20 protein-coding genes and 1 tRNA gene are annotated in these 22,891 nt (G+C 49.4%); 18 read left to right on the top strand and 3 right to left on the bottom strand.

The genetic code is table 11. The annotated features are described in order from the left end of the window. Positions 1-151 precede the first annotated feature (151 nt). From RDW05_RS00570 to ftsH, 6 genes are all read left to right on the top strand, one after another. Entirely contained in the window at positions 152-430 is a 279-nt protein-coding gene (locus tag RDW05_RS00570) for an HU family DNA-binding protein (protein WP_293724013.1), read from the top strand. 145 nt (positions 431-575) lie between these two features. Further along, positions 576-821, top strand: a complete 246-nt coding sequence (locus RDW05_RS00565) for a septum formation initiator family protein (RefSeq protein ID WP_307977455.1) — start codon at positions 576-578, stop codon at positions 819-821. A 110-nt stretch (positions 822-931) separates the two neighbouring features. After that, positions 932-1,426 (top strand): S1 domain-containing RNA-binding protein, encoded by a 495-nt coding sequence (locus RDW05_RS00560; RefSeq protein WP_293830068.1) that lies wholly within the window; start codon positions 932-934, stop codon positions 1,424-1,426. Between the two features lie 105 nt (positions 1,427-1,531). After that, a complete protein-coding gene (tilS, locus tag RDW05_RS00555; RefSeq protein ID WP_307977454.1) occupies positions 1,532-2,521 on the top strand; it encodes a tRNA lysidine(34) synthetase TilS in 990 nt (329 codons plus the stop codon). A gap of 20 nt (positions 2,522-2,541) precedes the next feature. Further along, entirely contained in the window at positions 2,542-3,084 is a 543-nt protein-coding gene (gene hpt / locus RDW05_RS00550; RefSeq protein WP_293724002.1) for a hypoxanthine phosphoribosyltransferase, read from the top strand. An 89-nt stretch (positions 3,085-3,173) separates the two neighbouring features. Then, complete coding sequence (gene ftsH, locus RDW05_RS00545; protein ID WP_307977453.1) at positions 3,174-5,129, top strand: ATP-dependent zinc metalloprotease FtsH; 1,956 nt, start codon at positions 3,174-3,176, stop codon at positions 5,127-5,129. A 50-nt stretch (positions 5,130-5,179) separates the two neighbouring features. Here ftsH and RDW05_RS00540 read toward each other — a convergent pair whose 3' ends face one another. Then, the gene (locus RDW05_RS00540) at positions 5,180-6,061 is read right to left on the bottom strand and encodes a LysR family transcriptional regulator (protein WP_307977452.1); all 882 of its coding nucleotides are present in this window, start codon (positions 6,059-6,061) and stop codon (positions 5,180-5,182) included. Between the two features lie 144 nt (positions 6,062-6,205). On the opposite strand from RDW05_RS00540, the gene RDW05_RS00535 reads away from it, so the two are divergent. The 9 genes from RDW05_RS00535 (at position 6,206) to RDW05_RS00495 (ending at position 16,531) form a co-directional block, all read left to right on the top strand. After that, the gene (locus tag RDW05_RS00535) at positions 6,206-7,618 is read left to right on the top strand and encodes an SLC13 family permease (protein WP_307977451.1); all 1,413 of its coding nucleotides are present in this window, start codon (positions 6,206-6,208) and stop codon (positions 7,616-7,618) included. A 261-nt stretch (positions 7,619-7,879) separates the two neighbouring features. Then, positions 7,880-9,277 (top strand): amino acid permease, encoded by a 1,398-nt coding sequence (locus RDW05_RS00530; protein WP_374110992.1) that lies wholly within the window; start codon positions 7,880-7,882, stop codon positions 9,275-9,277. A 129-nt stretch (positions 9,278-9,406) separates the two neighbouring features. Further along, complete coding sequence (locus tag RDW05_RS00525; protein WP_307977449.1) at positions 9,407-11,356, top strand: ABC-F family ATP-binding cassette domain-containing protein; 1,950 nt, start codon at positions 9,407-9,409, stop codon at positions 11,354-11,356. Then, positions 11,356-11,856, top strand: coding sequence for a tRNA adenosine(34) deaminase TadA (gene tadA / locus RDW05_RS00520; protein WP_304237529.1), 501 nt, complete (start codon positions 11,356-11,358; stop codon positions 11,854-11,856). The genes RDW05_RS00525 and tadA overlap by 1 nt, the downstream gene beginning before the upstream one ends. 87 nt (positions 11,857-11,943) lie before the next feature. After that, a tRNA-Ser gene (locus tag RDW05_RS00515) sits at positions 11,944-12,034 on the top strand. Positions 12,035-12,205: 171 nt separating this feature from the next. Beyond that, positions 12,206-13,081: a methylenetetrahydrofolate reductase gene (locus RDW05_RS00510; RefSeq protein ID WP_307977448.1), complete on the top strand. Its 876-nt coding sequence runs from the start codon at positions 12,206-12,208 to the stop codon at positions 13,079-13,081. A 34-nt stretch (positions 13,082-13,115) separates the two neighbouring features. After that, complete coding sequence (locus RDW05_RS00505; RefSeq protein WP_307977447.1) at positions 13,116-13,754, top strand: vitamin B12 dependent-methionine synthase activation domain-containing protein; 639 nt, start codon at positions 13,116-13,118, stop codon at positions 13,752-13,754. Between the two features lie 16 nt (positions 13,755-13,770). Continuing rightward, positions 13,771-16,128 carry a homocysteine S-methyltransferase family protein gene (locus RDW05_RS00500; protein WP_307977446.1) on the top strand — a complete coding sequence of 786 codons (2,358 nt, stop codon included), beginning with the start codon at positions 13,771-13,773 and terminating at the stop codon, positions 16,126-16,128. Between the two features lie 142 nt (positions 16,129-16,270). After that, a complete protein-coding gene (locus RDW05_RS00495) occupies positions 16,271-16,531 on the top strand; it encodes a hypothetical protein (protein WP_293692953.1) in 261 nt (86 codons plus the stop codon). 64 nt (positions 16,532-16,595) lie between these two features. Here the strand turns inward: RDW05_RS00495 and RDW05_RS00490 are convergent, their stop codons facing one another. Continuing rightward, positions 16,596-17,312, bottom strand: coding sequence for an LrgB family protein (locus RDW05_RS00490; RefSeq protein ID WP_293822749.1), 717 nt, complete (start codon positions 17,310-17,312; stop codon positions 16,596-16,598). After that, complete coding sequence (locus tag RDW05_RS00485; RefSeq protein ID WP_210683806.1) at positions 17,309-17,671, bottom strand: CidA/LrgA family protein; 363 nt, start codon at positions 17,669-17,671, stop codon at positions 17,309-17,311. The genes RDW05_RS00490 and RDW05_RS00485 overlap by 4 nt, the downstream gene beginning before the upstream one ends. Positions 17,672-18,004: 333 nt before the next feature. Here RDW05_RS00485 and clpB point away from each other — a divergent pair, with 333 nt between their 5' ends. From clpB to purF, 3 genes are all read left to right on the top strand, one after another. Next, positions 18,005-20,545 (top strand): ATP-dependent chaperone ClpB, encoded by a 2,541-nt coding sequence (gene clpB / locus RDW05_RS00480; protein WP_307977445.1) that lies wholly within the window; start codon positions 18,005-18,007, stop codon positions 20,543-20,545. Between the two features lie 271 nt (positions 20,546-20,816). Then, on the top strand, positions 20,817-21,338 hold the full coding sequence (gene purE, locus RDW05_RS00475) for a 5-(carboxyamino)imidazole ribonucleotide mutase (protein ID WP_009146062.1): 522 nt from the start codon (positions 20,817-20,819) through the stop codon (positions 21,336-21,338). A gap of 104 nt (positions 21,339-21,442) precedes the next feature. Then, positions 21,443-22,888 carry an amidophosphoribosyltransferase gene (purF, locus tag RDW05_RS00470; RefSeq protein WP_307977444.1) on the top strand — a complete coding sequence of 482 codons (1,446 nt, stop codon included), beginning with the start codon at positions 21,443-21,445 and terminating at the stop codon, positions 22,886-22,888. The last annotated feature ends 3 nt before the right edge of the window (positions 22,889-22,891 follow it).

The following is a 22,891-nucleotide window of genomic DNA, read 5'->3' as shown; positions in this document are numbered from 1 at the left end:
TGTTTTATAAATATTTTCGGAAAAGGCTTGCAGGAAAACGCTTTAGAGTGTAGAATACTATTGCTAGTTAAATATGAGTTACGTTACGAAGTTACGTGCTCCGCAAGCATTTGCAATAACAACTAAAGTCACAATTAAGGAGGAATTTTTGATGAACAAGACTGAGTTAATCGCTGCTGTTGCTGAAAAAGCCGGCTTAACCAAAAAAGACGTTGAAAAAGTTATCACCGCTACCCTGGAAACCGTTAAAGAGGTAGTTGCTAAGGGTGACAAAGTACAGGTAGTTGGCTTTGGTACTTTTGAAGCACGTGCTCGTAAAGAACGTGAAGGTAAAAATCCGGCAACCAAGGAAAAAATTGTTATTCCTGCTGCAACCGTACCTGCTTTCAAAGCTGGTAAGGCTTTCAAGGATGCTGTTAACGCAAAATAAGCTGTATTAGTGCTGTGGGCCCGGCAGCTTTGCCGGGCTTTTCTCTAAAATATGCAGCAGAATACTGATGCAGCTTCAATGTTAAGGGGGCTAAGAAATGGTCAGACGTCGAGTGAGACATAAATCTATTGCATTCCCGTTATTTATGACGCTGCTGATTGTTGCCTGCGTGTACGGTATTGTCAAGCAGGAGTATTCTATTTGCCAGATTAAAAATGAGCAGGCTGCCACACAGCAACGTATTGCTGCTTTGAAAAAACAAAAGGCAGAGCTGGAGGCAGAGCGTAAACGGTTGGATGACCCGCGTTACATTGAAAAGCTCGCCCGTGAGGATTACAACATGGTGGGTAAAAACGAGGTGCCGCTGTTTATAGTTGATGAGAAAAAATAAGGCAGAACAAGAAATGATAGCTTTTGTTCTGCTTTTTTTATTGACACCACGAAAAATTAAAGAGTATAATACAAGAGTATTAAGAATTTTTAAGGGGGATTTTTTTCTCGATGTCACTTGAAGTAGGTGCAATTGTAGAGGGTGAAGTTACAGGCATCACCAATTTTGGCGCATTTGTCCAACTGCCTGAGGGCAAGGTTGGCCTGATTCACATTTCTGAGGTTTCTAATGTTTATGTAAAAGACGTGCATGACTTTTTAAAGGAGCACGACAAGGTTAAGGTTAAGGTATTATCTGTAGATGACCGCGGCAAAATCGGCTTGTCTATTAAACAGCTTACACCGCCGCCGGCTCCGCAGGCAAGACCGCAGCGTCCGCAGAATGATAATCGCGAGCGCCGCAGCAACAATAACGGTATGCGTCCGCAAGGCGACAATCGTGAACGCCGTGGCGGTATGCGCCCGCAAAGCGCAAGACCGATGGCTCCCGTTTCTTTTGAGGATAAATTATCTAAATTCCTGAAAGACAGCGATGACCGTATGCTGGATTTAAAACGTAATACTGAGTCCAAACGCGGTGGTCGTGGTGCCAGACGTGATAAATAAGCAAGCTGGTAATTAATGAAATGGCACTCCTGAGAGTGCCTTTTCTTTTATAGCATAGAAACATATGATATGATACGTTTAAACCGCTGCTGAAGGAGATATGCTATGAGGCAGATTGTGCCTGCAGTATACAAGCTGCGCAAAACAATTAAAAATTTGCTGCAGCCCGAGGCTCATTACCTGCTGGCGGTGAGCGGCGGTGCCGATTCTCTGGCTTTGGCGCATGCCTGTGCTGCCTTGGCAGCGCAGGGATGGGGTAGCTACAGTGTCTGTCACGTTGAGCACGGACTGCGTGGGGAAGAGGCACTGCGCGATATGCAGGCAGTGCAGCGTGCCTGCAAGGCTTGGGGACTACCCTGCTTTACAGAGCATGTGCAGGCTGCAGCGTATGCAGCACAGTATCATCTTTCTACTGAGGATGCTGCGCGCCGCCTGCGCTATGCTGCGCTGAGGCGCGTAGCGGCGCAGCAGGGCGCTGTAGCGCTTGTTACGGCGCATCATGAGGGTGACCAGGCCGAAACGTTGCTTTTGAGGCTGCTGCGTGGCGCAGGCCTGCAGGGACTTGCCGGGATGCGGGCGCAGCAGGGTGATATCATCAGGCCGCTGCTCGCGTTGCCTAAGAGCCTGCTGGAGGATTACTGCAGTGCGGAAGGCATTGCTGTTTGCTACGACAGCACTAACGCGGATACAGCGTATACGCGCAATCGTGTACGTCTGGAGCTTGTGCCGTATCTGGAGCGCAGCTTTAACCCTGCTGTAATGCCGTCGTTGGCGCGTACTGCTGCTTTACTGGCGCAGGATGCGGAATGTCTGGAGCAGCTTGCTGGTGAAGCTTATGAGAAGCTGGCACGAAGGCAGGAGAATACTGTCAGGTTGCCGGTGACGCAGCTTACGGCGCTGCACAGTGCCGTAAGGTTGAGAGTATTGCGACGCGCGTATTTCGAGCTGGGCGGTGAAGAGCTGTCCTACGAGCGTACTCAGGCCATTGATTCCTTGCTGCTCCGACGCAGTGGCGGCAAGGTTATTCAGCTACCGCAGGGAATAAACGTAGTCTACAAAAATAAACAGCTCATTTTTGTTAAAATAATAATATAAAGTATAAGGAGAATGAAAAAATGCATGACGATATTAAGACAGTTTTGCTGACTAAGGAAGAAATTGATGCCCGCGTACAGGAAATGGGTAAGCAGATTGCAGCTGATTATGCAGACAAGGATTTGGTTGTCATTGTGCTGCTGAAGGGTGCTGCCTGGTTTGCTACCGACCTGACCCGCGCTATTGATATGCCGCTGCGCGTAGACTTCATGGTTGCTTCTTCTTATGGCAACGGAACCAGCACCAGCGGCAGCGTTAAGGTTAAGCTGGATGTCAGTGAAGACATTAAGGGTAAAGATGTGCTGGTAATCGATGATATCATTGACAGCGGCGTGACCTTTGCTTCTATCACCGACATGCTGCGTCACTACAAGCCCGCAACTCTGAAAACCGCTGCTCTGTGCGACAAGGCGGAGCGCCGTGTAAATGGTCTGGAGGCTGATTACGTAGGCTTTAAAATTCCTGATGAATTCGTTGTCGGCTACGGTCTGGACTATGCAGGGGATTACCGTAATCTGCCGTTTATCGGTATCCTGAAGCCTGCTGTATACGCACGCAAATAAAAGCCTGTAATTTGCATAAAACAGTTGCTAGTTTTTCCTATCTATAATATAATAAAATATTATGAGCTAAGTGGAAGGAGGCTACGTGCTTGAATAAATTTTTTAAGAACGTACTTTTTTATCTGCTGATTATCATGGTAATTATCTGGATGTTTGACCTTTATGGTGAAAAGAATTCTAAGCCTGCTGATATAAGCTATACCAGCTTTATGCAGCATGTGCAGCAGGATGAAATCAAACAGGTAACTATTGTTGATAACGTTATCAGCGGTAAATTAAAGGATGGCAAGGAATTTTCTACCGTTGCGCCTAATGACAGCAAGCTGGTAGAAAAGCTGGAAGCAAAGAAAGTAGATATTAAGGCAGAGCTGCCGCCGCAACCACCTTGGTGGATGAGCATTCTCAGCTCTATTTTGCCGATGCTGATTATCGTAGGCCTGTGGTTCATGCTGATGAATCAGGGCGGTGCCGGTGGCGGCAAGGTGATGAACTTTGGCAAGAGCCGTGCGCGTCGCTACGATGAGGAAAAACTGAAGATAACCTTTAAGGATGTTGCCGGTGCCGAGGAAGCCAAGCAGGAGCTGGAAGAGGTTGTCGAATTCCTGAAGCATCCGCAGAAGTATAATGACTTGGGAGCTAAGATTCCTAAAGGTGTTTTGCTCTATGGCCCTCCGGGTACAGGCAAAACATTGTTGGCGAAAGCAGTTGCCGGTGAAGCGGGCGTTCCGTTCTTCAGCATTTCCGGTTCTGACTTCGTAGAAATGTTTGTCGGTGTCGGCGCATCCCGTGTACGTGATTTGTTCGACCAGGCAAAGAAAAGTGCACCCTGCATCGTATTTATCGATGAAATTGATGCTGTAGGCCGTCAGCGCGGCGCCGGTCTTGGCGGTGGCCATGATGAGCGCGAGCAGACTCTGAACCAATTGCTGGTTGAGATGGACGGTTTCAGTGCTAACGAAGGCATCATTATGATTGCTGCAACCAACCGTCCGGACATTCTGGACCCGGCACTGCTGCGTCCCGGCCGTTTCGACCGCCAAATCGTAGTAGACCGTCCTGATATCAAGGGACGTACCGAAATCCTGAAGGTACATGTTAAGGGCAAGCCGATGGGACCGGATGTAAATCTGGACGTAATCGCTCAGCGTACTCCCGGCTTTACCGGTGCTGATTTATCTAACCTGGTTAATGAAGCTGCACTGCTGACTGCCCGCAAGGACAAGAAGGCCATCAATATGCCGGAAATGGAAGAGGCTGCCGAGCGTGTTATCATGGGACCGGAGCGCAAGAGCCGTGTCATCAGTGATAAGGAAAAACGCCTGACTGCTTACCATGAAGGCGGCCATACTATCGTTGGTATGCTGCTCGAGCACACTGACCCTGTACATAAGGTTACTATCATTCCGCGTGGCCGTGCCGGTGGTTATACCCTGAGCCTGCCGAAGGAAGATAAGTATTATGCAACCCGCAGTGAAATGCTCGATGAGCTGAAGGTGCTGCTGGGTGGCCGTGTTGCCGAAGCTCTGGTGCTGAAGGAAATCTCCAGCGGTGCCAGCAATGACCTGCAGCGTGCAACTCAACTGGCACGTCAGATGATTTGCGAATACGGTATGAGCGAAAACATCGGACCTGTAACCTTTGGTCATCGTCAGGATCAGGTATTCCTGGGCCGCGACATTGCCCGCGACAAGGATTACAGTGAAGAAGTGGCAGCCGAAATTGATAAAGAGGTACGCTCCTTTATGGAAGATGCCTATGCTGCTACTGAAAAGCTGCTGTCCGACAACATCGACAAGCTGCATGTGATTGCTAAAGCTCTGATGGAGAAGGAAACTCTGGAAGAGGAAGAAATCAACCAGCTGGTAAAATACGGTCATATCCTTACCGCAGAAGAAAAGCTACAATTAGTACAGCAATCTGTTGTGGATGAGGAAGCAGCTGTTGCTCCTGTTGCCGAAGCTGACGCAAAGGCTGAAGCTCCTGCTGCTGAAGCAGGTGCATCTGAAGCTGCTGCAAATGCAGGCGGAGAAGCACCCAAAGAATAATAGCAAAAAATTAACGCTCGCGTTCTGATGAACGCGAGCGTTTTTTGCGTTTAGTTAAAATTTCGGAAAAACTCCAGGAATCTCTCCGCTGCAGGCGATAATTTATGCTCCTTACTCCAATATAACGTCTGGTCAAAATGCAGCTTCTCATCAACAAGCTGCCGTCGCACCATCCCCTGCGGCATAGCATCACTCTCTAACGCAGCGACAACCGCAACCCCAAGACCGCTTGTCGCAAAGGTAAGCGCACTCTCCGCCGTAGTGGCAATAAAGGCGACATTAGGCTTAACCGCATAATCCTTAAACACATTGCGCAAAAGCGCATAGCTGCCATAATTACAGCACAAGGGCACACCTGCCAAATCCTCTGGCGAAAGCATGCTTTTATTTGCCCACGGAACCGAAAATTCAGCATTATAGAAAGCATAAAAACTCTCCCGCTGCACCTTAATAGTAGCAAAATTGTGCGCCGCAGGCAGTGGTGCATTGGCAAAAGCAAAGTCAATACTGCCAGCCTCCAGCTGCTGTTGCTGCTGCTCTACCGTAGCATCGTGAAACTGATAGCTGATGCCGGGATTTTCCTTGGCAAAGGGAATAAGATAGCTGCGCAGGAAATAGTCGGTACGCACGTGTGACACGCTGAAGCGCAGCGTACCTGCGGCACGCCTGCCGAAGGCCTGCATGCGCAGGCTGATATCATCTTCCGTATTGCACAGCTGACGTGCCTGCTGCAAAAAGGTTTCGCCTGCCTCCGTCAGCTCGATGTGACGCTTACCGCGCTGCATTTTGAAAAGCTGCACGCCGTAGTTTCTTTCGATAGCCTTCATCTGTGCGCTGAGCGCCGGTTGTACAATCCCCAAACGTTTGGCCGCGGCGCTGAGATTACCTGTTTCGGCAACAGTGATAAAGTTACGGTAAAAAGCGAAATCCATAGCAGTATCTCCTTAAAATATCAAAAAATATGATTATATTAATCAAAATAAAGTCTTTTACTTAATTATAGAACGGGAGTAGAATTAAGTAAATGCAAAAATAGAATTAAACTTCTATTGAACTTAGAGAGGAAGCTGTTATTTATGAAAAAACACCGTTCATTGAACGTGTTGTCGGGACCTTTACTTTTTCTTGTTGTCCTGCTTTTATTGGCACCTGTGATTGAATTTAAGCAGGCGGCCGCCATTGCCACGATTTTTTGGATGGGCCTTTGGTGGGTGCTGCGTCCGGTAAATATTGCCGTAACCTCGCTGCTGCCGATTCCACTGAACGCTATCTTCGGCATGGTGCCTATGGAGGGGATTATCAGCAAATACTTTTCGGAAATCGTCGTATTGCTTGTTGGCAGTGACCTTATCAGTCTGGTGTGGGAAAAAACACATCTTGATAAGCGTCTGGCGATAAAAAGTCTTTGCGGTTTGGGAACATCGATGCGCGAGCAGATATGCGTCTGGCTGGTTGCTTCAACGTTGCTGTCCATCTTTCTGCCAAACGTTGTTGTAGTTATGATTCTGCTGCCGGTGGCTGTAAGCATGCTGCGTTTTTTGGGACAGCAGCAGATTACCAATAATCCCGTAGCGACACCGATTTTATTGGCCATCGTCTGGGGCGCAGGCTTCGGCGGCTTCGGCTCACCTTTGGGCAGCAGCTCTAATCTGGTAGCAATCAGCTATCTGGAAAAGCTCACGGGACACGAATTCATGTATGTGGATTGGGTTATCCGCTTTCTGCCGCTGCTGTTCATCATTATGCTGCTTATACTTGGTTATCTGCTGCGTTTGCCGTTACCGATTAAGCGTCTGGACGGCGGTAAGGAATATTTCCGCGCTGCCTATGATAAGCTCGGGCCGATGAGCCGCGGCGAGAAATTAGGCCTGTGGCTTTTTATTCTGGCAACAGGTCTGGCCTTCGTCCGTCCGCTTTATGTGCAGTATCTGCCGCTGATGAAGCCTGCTTATGTTTTCTTCACCTTCGGCATGCTCACCTTTATGCTGCGCAACGAAACAGGCCAGCTGCTCCTTACATGGCGTGAGGCTGAAAAGGGCATTATGTGGGGTATGATTTTCCTTTTTTCCGGCGGTCTGGCGTTGGGCCAGCTGATTACGAAAACCGGTGCGGCAACACAGATTGCCAAGGTAATTACACTCCTGCCGTTGAGCGGCGGTTGGGAAACGATGTTCAGCCTGACGCTGTTTGCTACCTTCCTGACGGAAATCAGCAGCAATACCGCGGCGGCTTCTATCTCAATTCCGGTAGTACAAAGCATTTCGCAGCAGCTGGGGCTGAACCCCATTCCTTATATCCTGACCTCGATTGTTGCCGTTAACTGTGCCTTTATTCTGCCGGTCAGCACGCGTGCCGTGGGTGTAACCTATGGCCTGAATCCTGACGATTTACTGAAAAACGGTATCAGGCTTTCGGTAATCTGCATGCTGCTCGTCAGTGCGCTTGGCTGTATCTGCATACATTTCTGGAGCCTGTTCAGCCATCTTTAATAAAGCCTTCTTTGTTTACTCCCTTGTCATTGCTGGGATGACGGGGGAGTATTTTTTGTATAGAATTGTGGAGAAGTACGCTTGAAAATGATGCAAAATAGCGGAAATATGAGGAAAATAGATTTTTTTTGTAAAATCGCTGATTTTAGTGCATTTTTTGCTATACAAACGCGGTTTTTTGTAGTAAAATCATATCACAAGAATTAAGGCGGAACGTAAGGTTCCACACATATGCTCAAGAAAGGTTGTGTTATTAAGGTAATGAACGAGCAATCCATGAATAGAAGTTTAAAGAACAGACACTTACAGATGATTTCTTTAGGTGGCATTATCGGCAGCTGTTATTTTTTAGGTGCCGGATATGCGATTGAGCAGGCCGGACCTGCTATTATTCTTTCTTATCTTTTTGGCGGTGCAATCGTCTTATGCGTTATGCTGTGCCTGGCGGAGCTGGCTGTAGCTAAGCCTATTTCCGGTTCCTTTGTTACCTACGCACGTGAGAATATATCCTCAACCTGGGCTTGTGGCGTTGGCTGGGCCTATTGGCTGAACTGGATGGCTTACGTGCCGTCTGAAATGATTGCTGCGGGTATTATTATGAATAATTTTGTACCTGCTGTCAGTCAGCTGTGGTGGGCAATTCTTTTTGGCCTGCTGGTGACTGTAATTAACCTTTTTCATGTTGATAATTTCGGTGAAAGCGAATTTTGGCTTTCTATTATCAAAATTGCTGCCCTTGTTGGCTTTTGCGGCGTTGCTGGTTTAATAGTCTGCGGTCTTGTCGGTGACCAGGGCTATTTAGGCGCTAAGGTGCTGTTGGGCCAAGGCGGCTTTGCTCCTCAGGGATATTGGCCGATTGTGCTGACCATGGTTATTATTCTGGTTAACTTCCAGGGTACCGAAATCATCGGTCTGGCTGCGGGCGAATGCAAGGATCCTGCTAAAAGCATTCCTATTGCGGTTCGTAATGTTTCCTGGCGTGTCATTGCTTTATATATCATTCCTATTACGTTATTGCTGTCCATTATGCCGTGGGATAAGGCCAGCCTGAAGGAGAGCGTGTTCGCCGCTGCTCTGGCGGAATACGGCTTTGACGGCTTAGCCTCTGCGATTGCCTTTGTAGTGCTGGTTGCAGGTGTTTCCTGCGCTAACTCCGGCCTGTACGGCGGTGCTCGTGCGCTGCATGCACTGGCTCGCATGGATATGGCACCGGCGTTTTTGGGCAAGCTCAATAAAAACGGTATGCCGCAGAATTCTATTATCGTTTCTGTGTGCGCCTGCTGGGCAGTTATCGTTTTCTACACCTTTAATCCCGATTCTACACTGTATACTTATTTGCTGGCAGTATCCGGCTTTACCGGAGCAATGGCTTGGATTTCCATTTGCTGGAGCCAATATAATTTCCGCCGCCGTCTGATTGCCGCAGGCAAGGAGGATACTCTGAAGTATAAAACACCGTTCTTCCCGTATGTTACGCATTTCGGTATCTGGTCGCAGGTTTTCTGCCTGGCAGTAATTGCTTTGACACCGGATTTGCGTCAGACGCTGTATGCAGGTGTACCGATGTTGGTGGTGCCGATGCTTTGCTATCGTTGGCGCAAGCATCACAAGAGCTTGGTTCAGACCAAAACTCAGGTTGCTATGGCTCATAAATCTTAAAAGTATATGGAGGTTGCCGCGGATGCGGCAGCCTCTTTTTATGTAATACACGAAAACATAAGAATATAGCAGAGCCTTTTGAGTATAATGCCGGAAGGTGTTATAATAGTTGTTAAAAGGAGAATGGTTATGCAATTAGTAGTAGATAAAATCGCCAAAGCATTTGGCATTCATGAAATATTTAAAGATGTAAGCTTTATGGTGGAGCAGGGCGAGCATATTGGCCTTGTCGGTGTCAACGGCAGCGGCAAGACGACGCTGCTGCGTTGCCTGCTGCAGCCTGAATGGGTTGACAGCGGTGCGGTAAAATTCGAGCCCGGTATCAGTGTGGGCTATGTACAGCAGGGCTTTACCGATATCAGAGGTACTATCTGGCAGTTTATGCAGACAGCCTGCCCGGAAATCGGCAACCTGCGCCAAAAGCTGGCACAGCTGGAGGCTGATTCCGGCAAGCTGCAGGGCGAAAAGCTCGACAGCTGCCTTGAAGAATACGGCCGCGTACTCAAACGCTATGAGTTTATCGACGGTTATAATTACGAAAACCGCATTAAGCGTGTGCTTATCGGTTTGGGCTACACCGAGGATTGGTGGCAGCATGACGCGGCAACACTGAGCGGCGGGCAGAAAACACGTCTGATGCTGGCGGCGGCACTGGTGCGAAATCCCGACTTTATGATTTTGGACGAACCGACAAACCATCTTGATATTGTTATGACGCAGTGGCTGGAAAAGTATCTGCAGGAATTTAAGGGCGGTCTGCTCGTTGTCAGCCATGACCGTGCCTTCCTTGATAATGTTGCTATGCGCATTCTGGAGATGGAGGGCGGCAAGCTGCAATCCTTCAAGGGAAACTACAGCCGCTATCTGGAGCAGAAGGCGATTCAGAGCAGTACGATGACTGCTGCCTACAATGCGCAGCAGGATTATATTGCGCGCACTGAGGCGTATATCCGTCGCTTTAAGGCAGGCATCAAGAGTAAAATGGCGCGCGGCCGTCAGTCACAGCTGGACCGTCTGGAGCGTATTGATGCGCCGGTGCAGCACGAGGAGTTTGAGCTGCGTTTGCCGCCTGCTGCCGAATGTGCGGACAGAGTGCTGATTATGGAGGACCTCACCATAGGCTACGGGGAGAAGGTACTGGCCAAGGGCATTAATCTGACGCTGCGCCGTGGTGAAAAGGCTGCGCTGTTGGGTGCCAACGGCACCGGTAAGACGACGCTGCTGCGTACTATCTTGGGTGAAATTGCACCGCTGAAGGGCAAGGCAAAGATTGGCAGCAGAGTGCAGATCGGTTATTTTTCGCAGAGCTATGAGCGCCTGAACCCGGAGCAGACGCTGTTGGAAAACTTTGTGATTGAATACGGCTTTACGGAAGAGCATACACGCTCGATGCTTGGCGGTATGCTGTTCCACGGTGATGATGTCTTTAAGAAAATCGGTGAGCTGAGCGGCGGTCAGAAGGCACGCCTGGTGCTGCTGAAGCTGGTGCTGGACGGTGCCAACTGTCTGGTGCTTGACGAACCGACAAACCATCTGGATATTATGGCACGCGAAGCGGTAGAGGCTGCTTTGGAGTCCTTTGACGGCACCGTACTGGTAGTCAGCCATGACCGTTATTTCGTCAATGAGGTTGCGGACCGCATCTGGGAAATTGAGGATTTAGAGGTTAAGGATTACAAGGGTAACTATGATTTTTACCTCGAAGAGAAGCAGAAAAAGGCTGCTGCTTTGGCGCAGCCACAGGAGGAAGCGGAAAAGGCTGCGGCCTATGCGGAGGCACAGGCTAAAAAGCAGCAACAGCAGGTTGCTGCTGCGCCGGCGAAAGCGAAAAAGCAGGAGGATAAAAAGCGCCGTTACAGCCCGGATGAGGCTGCACGACTGTTGCCCAAGGTAGAGTTGCAGATTCGTGAGCAGGAGGCTATGATGGGCCTTTTGGAAAAGCAGATGGCGGATCCGGCAAATCACACCAGTCCCGAGCATAGCGCAGCTATGGCAGCAGAGCATGAGGAATACGAGCAAACCATTGCCGAGCTGATGGAAAAATGGGAGCTGCTGATGGAAGCGGCGGAGGATGCCTGATGGACGATAAAAAGTATATGCAGCTGGCGCTGGCTGAAGCACGCAAGGCCGCAGAGCTTGGTGAAATTCCTATCGGCGCGGTGCTGGCGGACATGACAACGGGCGAGGTTATCGCCGCTGCGCACAATATGCGTGAAACGTGGCATGACGCAACGGCGCACGCTGAGGTCATCGTCATCCGCGAGGCCTGCGAGCGTCTGGGGCGTTGGCGTTTGAGCGGTTGTGCGCTTTACGTTACCGTTGAGCCTTGCCCGATGTGCAGCGGTGCCATTGTCAACGGCCGTGTCGACCGCGTTGTTTATGGCTGTCCTGATGTGAAGGCCGGCGGTGCGGAATCCATTTTCAATATCATTACGAATCCTAATCTTAATCACTGCGCGGAGGTTGTCAGCGGCATCTGTGAGGAGGAATGCGCGCAGGTGATGCGCGACTTTTTCCGCCGTCGCCGTCAGGAAAACAAGGCGAAGCGCAGGAGTGAAGCTGGTGTGTCGCAGGAATAATTTCAGTATGCGGTTGCCAAGACGGGATTTTTCCTATATAATATTAATGTTAACCTGATGCGAATATATTCGCGCCAACAGAATAATGGAGACGTAGCGAAGTGGTCATAACGCGGCTGACTCGAAATCAGTTTGCCGTTTGCGCGGCACGTGGGTTCGAATCCCACCGTCTCCGCCAACGAATTTCCTTCCCGCAGCTTATTTGGTTGCGGGATTTTTAGTGTGTAACATATTTATCATTTTGGTAGGTTTTATCGCCTATTAGTTAATTTCTTCTGCTTTTTGTTTGCCAAAGATGTCGCTAACTGTTAAAATGTCATACGAATGCTTTTAATTTTGGGGGATTATTATGACATCGGAAAAAATAATTGATATCTTAAAAAACGGTAAAATTCATCTGTCGTGCGAGCTGTTTCCGCCTAAGCAGGGCGCAGAGCTGCAAAACAGTCTGGAGATTGTCAACCAGATTGCGGCCAGCAAGCCGTCCTATATGAGCGTTACCTATGGCGCAGGCGGCAGCACGGTAGGCTATTCGGCAGCACTGGCCCAAAAGGTACAGGATAACGGCATGCCGGCTCTGGCTCATCTGACTTGTGTAAAGGCTGATGAAGCAAAGCTGGCAGAGGTACTTGGACAGCTGCAGGGCTTTGGCGTAAAAAATATTCTGGCACTGCGCGGCGATATACCGGCAGATATGCAGGGTGAGGAAATCGGCAGCTTTGCCCATGCCAGTGAGCTGATGCGGTTTGTAAAGCAGCAGGGTGATTTCTGTGTTGGCGGTGCTGCTTATCCCGAAGGCCATCCCGAATCGGGTTCGCTGGAAAAGGATATAGAAAACACCAAGTATAAGGTGGATGCAGGCGTTGACTTTTTAGTGACGCAGATGTTTTTTGATAATACGATTTTGTACAACTATATGTTCCGCCTGCTGCGTGCGGGTATCAATGTGCCGGTAGTACCGGGTATTATGCCGGTGACGAATGCTAAGCAGATTATCCGTATCTGCCAGCTGAGCGGTACTAAGCTGCCGCCGCAGTTCCGTGCGATGGTAGAAAAATTTGCCGATAAGCCGGAGGCACTGAAGCAGGCAGGTATCGCCTATGCTACCGGTCAGATTATTGATCTGATTGCCAACGGCTTTGATAATGTACATATCTATACGATGAACAAGCCGGAAATTTTTGCCGGTATTATGAATAATCTCGGAGAGATTGTAGATAAATAGTCCTGCGCTATGGCGCAAAAATCAGGTTGTTGTTATGGAATTTAAGCAAAAGGAAGCGCTGCGCTATCTGCGGGCCAAGCCGGGAGATAAGGCAGCAGAAATTTTAGTGGATACGGTTTATCTGAAGCTGCGCAATGATGTGCAGGCACGCTATGTGCTGCAAAAGCATGCGATAACGGCAGATGAGGCAGGCGTAACGTTGGATTGCGGCGTACGCTTTCATTCGCGTGCGTTGGCGCGTCATTTAAAGGGTTGCGACACGGTGCTGCTTATGGGTGCAACACTCGGCAGCAGGGTGGACGCAGCCATCCGCCGCCTTGCGCTCATCAGCGTTGCTGAAGGTGCGGCGGCTCAGGCTGTGGCAGCGGCGCTGATTGAAAGCTATTGCGATGAAGTGCAGGCGCAGGCTGAAACCGGCGGTCTGCTGCAGCGTCCTCGCTTTTCGCCTGGTTACGGAGATTGGCCGCTGGAGGAGCAGCGTCAGCTGTTCGCTGTGCTGAACTGTGCCAAGCGCATCGGCCTGACGCTGACGGACGGACTGATGATGGCTCCGTCCAAGTCGGTGACGGCAATCATCGGCTTATCTGAAGATGCTGCCTGCGTGCAGAATAAATGTATGACCTGCAGTAATATAAACTGTCCTTACAGAGATACTGATATTAAGAAAGTTTGAGGAGAAGATTTAATTTATGAATTTTAAGGAATTGTTAGGCAAGCAAATGCTGTTCTTTGATGGTGCCACCGGCACACAGCTGCAGGCACGCGGTCTGCAGCCGGGTGAGCTGCCAGAAAGCTGGAATTTTACACACCCCGATATTGTAGAGGCTGTGCATCGCAGTTATCTTGATGTAGGCTCCAATATCGTAAAATCCAATACCTTCGGCGCTAATCCGTTGAAGCTGGCAGGCTCCGGCCTGGATTGCAAGGAAACCATCGAAGCGGCTGTGGCGATTGCCAAGAAGGCCTGCGGTGGCAGGGAAAATAAATTTGTTGCGCTGAATTTGGGACCGACAGGCAAGCTGTTGACTCCTTATGGCGATTTGCCTTTTGAAAAGGCAGTAGAAGCCTACGGCGAAATGGTACGTTACGGCGCTGCTGCCGGTGCGGATTTGATTCTTATCGAAACGATGAGCGACACCTATGAAATCAAAGCTGCGGTTTTGGCGTCTAAGGAAAACTGTGATTTGCCGATTTGTGTAACCATGACCTTTGACGAGGATGGCAAGCTGTTGACCGGTGCTACGGTAGAGGCTGCCGCTCTGATGTGCGAAGGCCTGGGCGTAGATGCCATCGGCTTTAACTGCGGTCTGGGACCGGTGCAGGTGGGTAAGCTGTTCCCGCAGATGCTGGCAGCAACCAGCCTGCCGCTGATTATCAATCCGAATGCCGGACTGCCGGTGCAGCGTGACGGCAAAACCTGCTTTGATGTCGGTCCGGAGGAATATGCGGAGCTGATGTACAAGCTGGCAGGCAAGGGAGCAAGCATCGTCGGCGGCTGCTGCGGTACAACACCGGAGCATATTGCGCAGATGATTGCCAAATGCAAAACTCTGCAGCCCGGAGGTACGCGTGATTGCCGTCTGACAGCGGTATCCTCCTACGGCAAGGCAGTGCATCTTGGCGAAGGTCCTATAATTATCGGCGAACGCATCAATCCTACCGGCAAAAAGCGTTTGAAGGAAGCATTGGTCAACAGTGACCTTGATTATGTGTGCCGCCTCGGTCTGGAGCAGATTGGCGTAGGCGCACAGATTCTGGACGTTAACGTTGGTACGCCTGGTATTGACGAAGCGGCAATGGCTGCGAAGGCTGTGCCGGCGCTGCAGGCGATTACCGATACCCCGCTGCAGATTGATACATCTAATTACGAAGCAATGGAAAAAGCACTGCGCCTTTATAACGGCAAGCCGATGCTTAATTCCGTCAACGGCAAGGAGGACAGCCTGCAGCATGTGCTGCCGCTGGCCAAAAAATACGGCGCTGTGCTGGTTGCACTGTGTCTTGATGACAGTGGTATTCCCGCTACTGCAGCAGGACGTATCGCTGTGGCTGAAAAAATTATCGCCCGCGCGGCCGAATATGGCATTGAAAGCCGCAATATAGTTGTGGACCCGTTGGCACTGACGATTTCCACTGGTGCCGATAACGCGGCGATTGCCTGTGAGGTTATCCGCACAATGAAGGCACGCGGCATCAACACTGTTATGGGTGTTTCCAACATTTCGTTCGGTCTTCCCGGCCGTGATGCCGTCAACAGCACCTTCTTCAGCATGGCGATGGCAGCAGGCCTTTCCTGTGGCATTATCAATCCGCAGAGCAAGCCGATGATGGATGCTTATTACGGTTATCGTGCGCTGGCAGGCTATGACGAGGGCTGCAAGGAATACGTACAGCATTATGCAGATGCACCGAAGGTTGCAGCAACAACAGTAAGCGAAATGGGTCTTTACGATGCCATTGTCAAAGGACTGCAGGGACCTGCGCGTCAGGCCGCAGCCAAGGCCTTGGAAAGCGAAAAGCCTTTGGATATCATTAACAAGTATATGATTCCTGCGCTTGATTTTGTCGGTCATGGCTTTGAAAAGAAAACTCTCTTCCTGCCGCAGCTGCTGATGAGCGCTGATGCGGCGAAGGCAGCCTTTGAGGTTATCCGTGAGGCTGTCGGCGTGGGTGAAACACAGGGAGAAACAGTGATTATTGCTACCGTCCACGGGGATATCCATGATATCGGCAAAAACATCGTTAAGGTACTGCTGGAAAACTATGGTTATCGCGTGCTTGACTTGGGCAAGGATGTGCCTGTGGAAGCAGTTGTGGAGGCAGCTAAGAAAACTGACGCCAAGGTTGTCGGTTTATCTGCATTGATGACAACGACAGTAGGCGCAATGGAAGAAACTATTGCTGCGTTGCATAATGAATGTGACTGTCAGGTTGTTGTCGGCGGTGCGGTGCTCACGCAGGAATACGCTGATACCATCGGTGCCGAGCATTATGCACCGAACGCTGTCAGTGCGGTAAACTACGTCAACGAAATCCTGGGCAAATAATTTATATACAGATAATTTGAGGACTATCATGCTTAGCGTGGTAGTCCTTTTTTACGTTGTTTCGACTTTGGGGTCTTTCAGCAGGAAAAACTGCTCCCTCCCAAGAATTAAACAAATATCACCATGAACGGAGGGATGCTGCATGAACATTTACGTTTGGCGACACAACAAAACATATCACAGCCACAGTATGATTGATGAGCCATGCGTCAACAGCGAATTTTATCTTGATGCGATTGCTGTTGTGCTGGCGCATGATTTAGAGGAAGCGCTGGCCAAGCTGGCGGAAGAAAACAAAGGCTGGCGCACGGAGGATCTGCGGCAGCTGCCGTGCAGCGTATATCCTGCGGATAAGGCGGCAGTAATCTTTTCCGAGCTGCGCGGGATTATTCCGCATCTTTAAAAACAAAAAAGCCCGAATTCCCACATGAAATGTATGTGAGAATTTGGGCTTTTGCTTTATCTGCTTACCAGATGCTTTGTAAAATTGGCAGTAAAAGCGGTGCTAATATGGAGGTACTGATGCCGGTAAGGGCAATCGCTACACCGCCGATGGCTAGCTGCACCGGGCTGACGCTGGCGCAGGCGCTGGTGCCGAGGCCGTGGCTGGAGGCGCCGATAGCGAGGCCGGCAGCCAAATGGCTTTTGATTCCCAGAAGACGCAGCAGCTTGTGATTGAAGGTTGAACCCAGCATGCCGGTAAAGATAACAGCAGCCGTAGTCAATGCCGGAATGCCGCCGATGGTTTTGGAAACGTCAATGGCGATTGGCGTGGTAATGGATTTGGGGATGAGCGAAAGCAGAACCTGCTCGCTGGTACCCATGGCCTTGCCGCAGAAGTAAACCACTATGATAGCCGAAAGCGTTGCCAGTGTAACGCCGCCGACAATAGCACCGGCCTTAGCCATGATGATTTCACGGTTCTTGTACAAAGGCAGGGCCAGAGCGATGGTTGCCGGTCCTAAAAGAAAGTTAATGAATTCCGCACCGGCCTCGTACTGCTTGTACTCTACGCCGGGCGCCAGAACGATGACGGCGATGACCAGAGGGCAGGCAATAACGAAGGGCGGAATAATATTCAGACTGAAGCGGTCGATGATGATTTCGCTGATAGCGTACAGGATAACCGTGAGACCGATGCCAAAGAGCGGTGAATTGAGTAAAGCGTCGGGAAAAAGCATCATTGACTCTCCTTTCCTTTGAGCATTGCTTCGATAAAGAAGGCTGTGACAGCCAAAACAACAACGCTGCAGACGATAATGGTAACGGTAATGGGCAGCAGCTCAGCTTTGATAACATCTACATATAATATAACGCTGACGCCTGCCGGTAAAAACAGCATGCCCATTTTGGAAATCAGGATATCGCAGATGCCCTCGATGGAGCTTGCCGGAATAACGTTGCCGCAGAGAAGTGCCGTTAAAATCAGCATTCCCAAAAGAGCGGGCGGAAATGGTACGCCGAGGGCGTTGATGATGAGCGTGGATACCCATTGCAAAAGCAGCAAAAAGGCAATACCGCGCAATAAGCTGGTGGGTGACATTTTGTTTCCTCCTCATAAAACATGACAAATAATATAATTATAGACCTGTTGGTGGAAGTACGCATAAAGGTCAAAACGGCCGGGGTTAGCCGATGGTCTTTGGGGTTAAGGGTACTTGGCCGACAGAACGACATGCTATTAATATTGCCACAAAGCTAACAATATGTCAACAAAATGATGGTAATTTTTCACTGAATTAACACAGAAAACTATTTGACTTTTTGACTTTTGCTGATATAATAGCAATTAGAAAGTGAATAGTGGTCCGGAAATGGAAAAGAGTCCATTCGGTTATTGACCGCTATTGAACCTGATAGAAGGAGGTGCAGCGTGATGAATGAACGCTACAGTGAAGAGGTAAAGGCTATATTGGAGGCTGCTCAGCAGCAGGCAGTTATGAACTATCACCAGGAGCTGACAACGGCACATGTTCTGGTAGCATTGTGCGGCAGCGACGGCTTCTTTAAATATTTGCTGCAGAGCCTGCACATTGATGAAAATGCTTTCAGCAAGGATGCTAAGGCTTTAGTACAAAAAATCCCCGGAGTAAAAGGTCAGGACCGTCAGCTGATGATGGGTACCGGCTTTGCCAGAGTAATGGCTATTCTGGGACAAGGTAAGGAAGAAATCGGCATCGGCCAGCTGGTTGCGGCTATGGCAAGTGACGGTGACAGCGATGTAGTATCGCTCTTCCGTAAATATGGTATAGACAAGAAAAAAGTTGAGGCGGCATTTATGCAGTATCAGAATAGCGAAGCAAATGATGAAACTAAAAAGACGCTGGAAAAATACGGCCAGGATCTGACAGCAAAAGCTAAAGAAGGCAAGCTGGACCCGGTAATCGGCCGTGATGAGGAAATCCGTCGTACGATTGAAATCCTTTCGCGTCGTAAGAAAAATAACCCGGTGCTTATCGGTGAGCCCGGCGTTGGTAAAACTGCCATCGTCGAAGGTCTGGCAAGGCGTATTATTGCCGGCGATGTACCGGAAAGCCTGAAGAATAAAACCCTGTATGCTCTGGATCTGGCAGCTCTGGTTGCCGGTGCCAAATACCGTGGTGAATTCGAAGAGCGTCTGAAAAAGGTATTGAAGGCTGTCAGCGAAAGTGCCGGTCAGATTATCATGTTTATTGATGAGCTGCATACCGTTGTCGGTGCCGGTGCTGCTGAAGGTGCTATGGATGCAGGCAATATCCTGAAACCGATGCTGGCACGTGGCGAGCTGCGCTGCATCGGTGCAACTACGCTGAACGAATACCGTAAGTATATTGAAAAGGACAGTGCGCTGGAGCGTCGTTTCCAGCCGGTAATGGTTAAGGAGCCGAGCGTTGAAGATACAATTTCCATCCTGCGTGGCCTGCGTGAGCGCTATGAGGTACATCATGGCGTGCGCATTAAAGACGCTGCCCTGGTTGCTGCTGCTGTGCTTTCTAACCGTTATATCAATGACCGTTTCTTACCTGATAAGGCTATTGACCTGGTAGATGAGGCTGCTGCCCGTCTGCGTACCGAAATTGATTCGCTGCCGACCGAGCTGGATGAAAGCAAACGTCGTATCCTGCAGCTGGAAATTGAAGCTCAGGCTTTGGGCAAAGAGGAGGATGCTCAGTCCAAGGATCGTTTGGCTAAGCTGAATGAGGAGCTGGCAAAGCTGCGTAAGGAAAATGACGAGCTTGTTAAACGTTGGGATGCAGAAAAGGCTTCTATTGCCCGTGTACGTGAGGTAAAGAAGGAAATCGATGCTGTGAAAAACCAGATGGAGCAGGCTGAGCGCGACTATGACCTGAACAAGATGGCTGAATTGAAATACGGCCGTCTGCCTGAGCTGCAGAAGGAATTGGCTGCTTTGTCCAAGAAGGATGAAAACGGCAACGACAATGTTATGCTCAAGGAAGAGGTTGACGAAGAGGATATCGCCAAAGTTGTCAGCACCTGGACCGGCATTCCTGTTGCTCGCTTAGGCACCGGTGAACGTGCTAAACTGGTTCACCTGGAGGAAATCCTGCACGAGCATGTTATCGGTCAGGATGAAGCTGTCAAGGCTGTCAGCGAGGCTGTTATCCGTGCGCGTGCCGGTATCAAGGATCCTAACCGTCCGATTGGTTCCTTTATCTTCCTTGGTCCTACCGGTGTCGGCAAGACCGAGCTGGCTAAGACCTTGGCCGAGGTGCTCTTTGATGATGAACGCAACATGGTTCGTATCGATATGAGCGAATACATGGAGAAGCATACCGTATCTCGTCTGATCGGTGCGCCTCCGGGATACGTCGGCTATGATGAAGGCGGTCAGCTGACCGAGGCTGTACGCCGTCATCCGTACAGCGTAATCCTGTTGGACGAAATTGAAAAGGCACATCCAGATGTCTTTAACGTATTGCTGCAGGTTCTGGACGATGGCCGTCTGACCGATGGTAAAGGCCGTATCGTTGACTTTAAGAATACCCTGATTATTATGACCAGTAACCTTGGCAGCAGCGAGATTATGAAAGCGCAGGGCTCTATGGACAGAGAAAAGATTCAGCAGATGCTGATGAACTTCTTCCGTCCGGAATTCCTGAACCGTGTTGATGACATCGTTGTGTTTAAACCGCTGCAGGCAGAACAGATTAAGGAAATCGTTAAACTGGTACTGCATGAACTGGGCGACCGTCTGAACAAGCAGCTTGAGCTGACGCTTACTTATACTGACGAGGCTGTTGCTTTCCTGGCAAAGGCCGGCTTTGATCCTGCCTTCGGTGCTCGTCCGTTGAAACGTCTGATTGTCCACACTGTTGAAAACATCCTGGGCAAGAAGATTGTTGCAGGCGAAATTAAAAATGGCGATAAGGTTGAGGTTGTATTGGTAAACGATGCAATTGACGTTGTCGTAAAATAAAACAGCTTTGGGTTTAAGCGTCCTCTGCTGCCGTGAAAGCGGCGGCGGAGGGTGCTTTTTTCTTTACCCCGAAGTTTCCCGAACGATTTTCTAAAAAACTGTTAAAAAGTTCACAGTTTATTTGACGTTTACGCGTTGGATTGGTATAATTAAAGTGAATTATTTAAGTGATTGAGAACCCGGGTTAGATTTTGCACAGGATTTCGAAACTGAACAGCTTTCTGCTTGGGTTTTATTGTTTCTACAAGTAATTTTTGGGAGGTAGATTTCAATGAAAGTTGCAATTATCATGGGTAGTAATTCTGACTGGCCTGTACTTGAGGCTGCAGAAAAAACTCTGAAGGAGTTTGGCGTTGAAACTGAAGTAGTAGTTGCTTCCGCTCACCGTACTCCGGATGTAGTACAAAACTTTGCTAAGGGTGCCCGTGACCGTGGCGTAGAGGTAATTATTGCCGCAGCCGGCGCAGCTGCTCATCTGGGTGGTTTCATCGCTGCCTTTACTACCGTTCCTGTCATCGGTATTCCTATTAACGCAACACCGTTGGCCGGTATGGATGCACTGCTGAGCTTTGTACAGATGCCTTCCGGTGTACCTGTTGCAACGATGGCTATCAATGGTGCTAAGAATGCTGCATTGTTCGCGATTCAGATTCTTTCCGTCAAATATCCGGAGCTGGTAGAAAAACTGGCAGAGCATCGTGCAACAATGCGTGAAGAAGTAAGAGCTAAGGGTGAAAAGCTGGCTTCCATGCGTGGCGTTCCTGCGCAGGAGTTCAAGGACTTACACCTGTAATAGTGAATAGTGAGTAGTGGATAGTGGATAGATACTGATAACTAATCATTAATAACTAATAACTGACAACTGATAACTAAAAACTAAAATTAAGGAGAAAAATTGTGGAGCAGATTTTCGAGGAGCAAAATTTTAGCGAAGACAAGCTGCATGAGGAGTGCGGCGTCTTTGGTATCTTCAGCCATAATGAGGATGTAGCACTCAACACCTATTGGGGACTGTATGCGCTGCAGCATCGTGGCCAGGAAAGTACTGGTATTGTTGTAACTGATGGCGAGCGCATGAAAATTAAAAAGGGCATGGGTCTGGTTGCCGATGTCTTCAAAGATGGCGTTGCTGATTTGCAGGGCTATGCGGCTATCGGCCACGTACGTTATTCCACCACCGGTGCAAGCATGCCGTATAACATTCAGCCGCTGAAGGTTTATTTTGACGGCGGTAACCTGGCTCTGAGCCATAACGGTAACCTGACTAATGCCGGTCAGCTGCGTGCTAACCTGGCTAAGGAAGGCGCAGTATTTAATACTACTGTTGACAGCGAGGTTGTTCTGACCTTGATTGCCTACAGTGCACGTCCGACTATTGAAGAGCGTGTAGCAGAGGCTGTTAACCAGATTAAGGGTGCTTTTGCTATTCTGCTGATGACTGATAACAAAATTATCGCAGTACGCGATCCCTACGGCTTCCGTCCGCTGGTACTCGGCAAGATGGAAAACGGCTGGTGCGTTGCTTCCGAATCCTGTGCCTTTGACCTGGTTGGTGCAGAGCTGGTACGCGATGTTAAGCCCGGCGAAATGATTATTATCGACAGCGATAACTCCGAGCCGCGCAGCATGATGTGGGCTGAAAACAAACCGGCAAAGCCTGCGCACTGCATTTTTGAATATGTTTACTTTGCTCGTAATGACAGTATCATCGACAACCAGTCTGTATATGATGCACGTATCCAGATGGGACGCGAGCTGGCTAAGGAAACGCCTGATATTCATCCGGATATCGTTATATCCGTTCCTGATAGCGGTACTCCGGCGGCAATCGGCTATGCTATGGAGGCCGGTGTACCCTTCCTGGAAGGTCTTACCAAAAACCGTTATGTAGGCCGTACCTTTATTCAGCCGACGCAAAAGCAACGTGCTAATGCAGTACGTCTGAAGCTGAATCCGGTACGCAGCGTTGTAGAAGGCAAATCTGTTGTTATGGTCGATGACTCCATCGTTCGCGGCACTACCAGCGGCAAGATTGTTAAACTGCTGAAGGAGGCAGGCGCACGTGAAGTGCATGTATGCATTTCTTCTCCCCCGGTAACAGACAGCTGCTACTATGGTATTGATACCTCCGAGCGCAAGGAGCTGATTGCGGCACGTTGCACGGAAAATGAAATCTGCCGTTATATTGGGGCAGATAGTCTGCATTATATTTCTATGGATGGCATGAAACGTGCTATTGATAAAATTGACCCCGATGGTTTGTGCTGTGCCTGCTTCAGCGCTAAATACCCCGATAACGCAGATAGCGTAATCAAAGCAGAACCTGAAAGCATTATTGAATAACAG

The sequence above is a fragment of the uncultured Phascolarctobacterium sp. genome (assembly GCF_902463975.1).
In the GTDB taxonomy this organism is placed as follows: Bacteria; Bacillota; Negativicutes; order Acidaminococcales; family Acidaminococcaceae; genus Phascolarctobacterium_A.
This window is presented reverse-complemented; position numbering and strand designations above follow the sequence as displayed.

Excerpts from the sequence above, each read along its gene's own strand:
- RDW05_RS00505 (WP_307977447.1), top strand. The coding sequence starts at position 13,116 with ATGGAATTTAAGCAAAAGGAAGCGCTGCGCTATCTGCGGGCCAAGCCG.
- purE (WP_009146062.1), top strand. The coding sequence starts at position 20,817 with ATGAAAGTTGCAATTATCATGGGTAGTAATTCTGACTGGCCTGTACTT.
- RDW05_RS00535 (WP_307977451.1), top strand. The coding sequence starts at position 6,206 with ATGAAAAAACACCGTTCATTGAACGTGTTGTCGGGACCTTTACTTTTT.
- RDW05_RS00565 (WP_307977455.1), top strand. The coding sequence starts at position 576 with ATGACGCTGCTGATTGTTGCCTGCGTGTACGGTATTGTCAAGCAGGAG.
- RDW05_RS00500 (WP_307977446.1), top strand. The coding sequence starts at position 13,771 with ATGAATTTTAAGGAATTGTTAGGCAAGCAAATGCTGTTCTTTGATGGT.
- clpB (WP_307977445.1), top strand. The coding sequence starts at position 18,005 with ATGAATGAACGCTACAGTGAAGAGGTAAAGGCTATATTGGAGGCTGCT.
- RDW05_RS00490 (WP_293822749.1), bottom strand. The coding sequence starts at position 17,312 with ATGATGCTTTTTCCCGACGCTTTACTCAATTCACCGCTCTTTGGCATC.
- RDW05_RS00510 (WP_307977448.1), top strand. The coding sequence starts at position 12,206 with ATGACATCGGAAAAAATAATTGATATCTTAAAAAACGGTAAAATTCAT.
- tilS (WP_307977454.1), top strand. The coding sequence starts at position 1,532 with ATGAGGCAGATTGTGCCTGCAGTATACAAGCTGCGCAAAACAATTAAA.
- RDW05_RS00560 (WP_293830068.1), top strand. The coding sequence starts at position 932 with ATGTCACTTGAAGTAGGTGCAATTGTAGAGGGTGAAGTTACAGGCATC.
- RDW05_RS00495 (WP_293692953.1), top strand. The coding sequence starts at position 16,271 with ATGAACATTTACGTTTGGCGACACAACAAAACATATCACAGCCACAGT.
- RDW05_RS00525 (WP_307977449.1), top strand. The coding sequence starts at position 9,407 with ATGCAATTAGTAGTAGATAAAATCGCCAAAGCATTTGGCATTCATGAA.
- RDW05_RS00530 (WP_374110992.1), top strand. The coding sequence starts at position 7,880 with ATGAACGAGCAATCCATGAATAGAAGTTTAAAGAACAGACACTTACAG.
- hpt (WP_293724002.1), top strand. The coding sequence starts at position 2,542 with ATGCATGACGATATTAAGACAGTTTTGCTGACTAAGGAAGAAATTGAT.
- tadA (WP_304237529.1), top strand. The coding sequence starts at position 11,356 with ATGGACGATAAAAAGTATATGCAGCTGGCGCTGGCTGAAGCACGCAAG.
- RDW05_RS00540 (WP_307977452.1), bottom strand. The coding sequence starts at position 6,061 with ATGGATTTCGCTTTTTACCGTAACTTTATCACTGTTGCCGAAACAGGT.
- RDW05_RS00485 (WP_210683806.1), bottom strand. The coding sequence starts at position 17,671 with ATGTCACCCACCAGCTTATTGCGCGGTATTGCCTTTTTGCTGCTTTTG.
- RDW05_RS00570 (WP_293724013.1), top strand. The coding sequence starts at position 152 with ATGAACAAGACTGAGTTAATCGCTGCTGTTGCTGAAAAAGCCGGCTTA.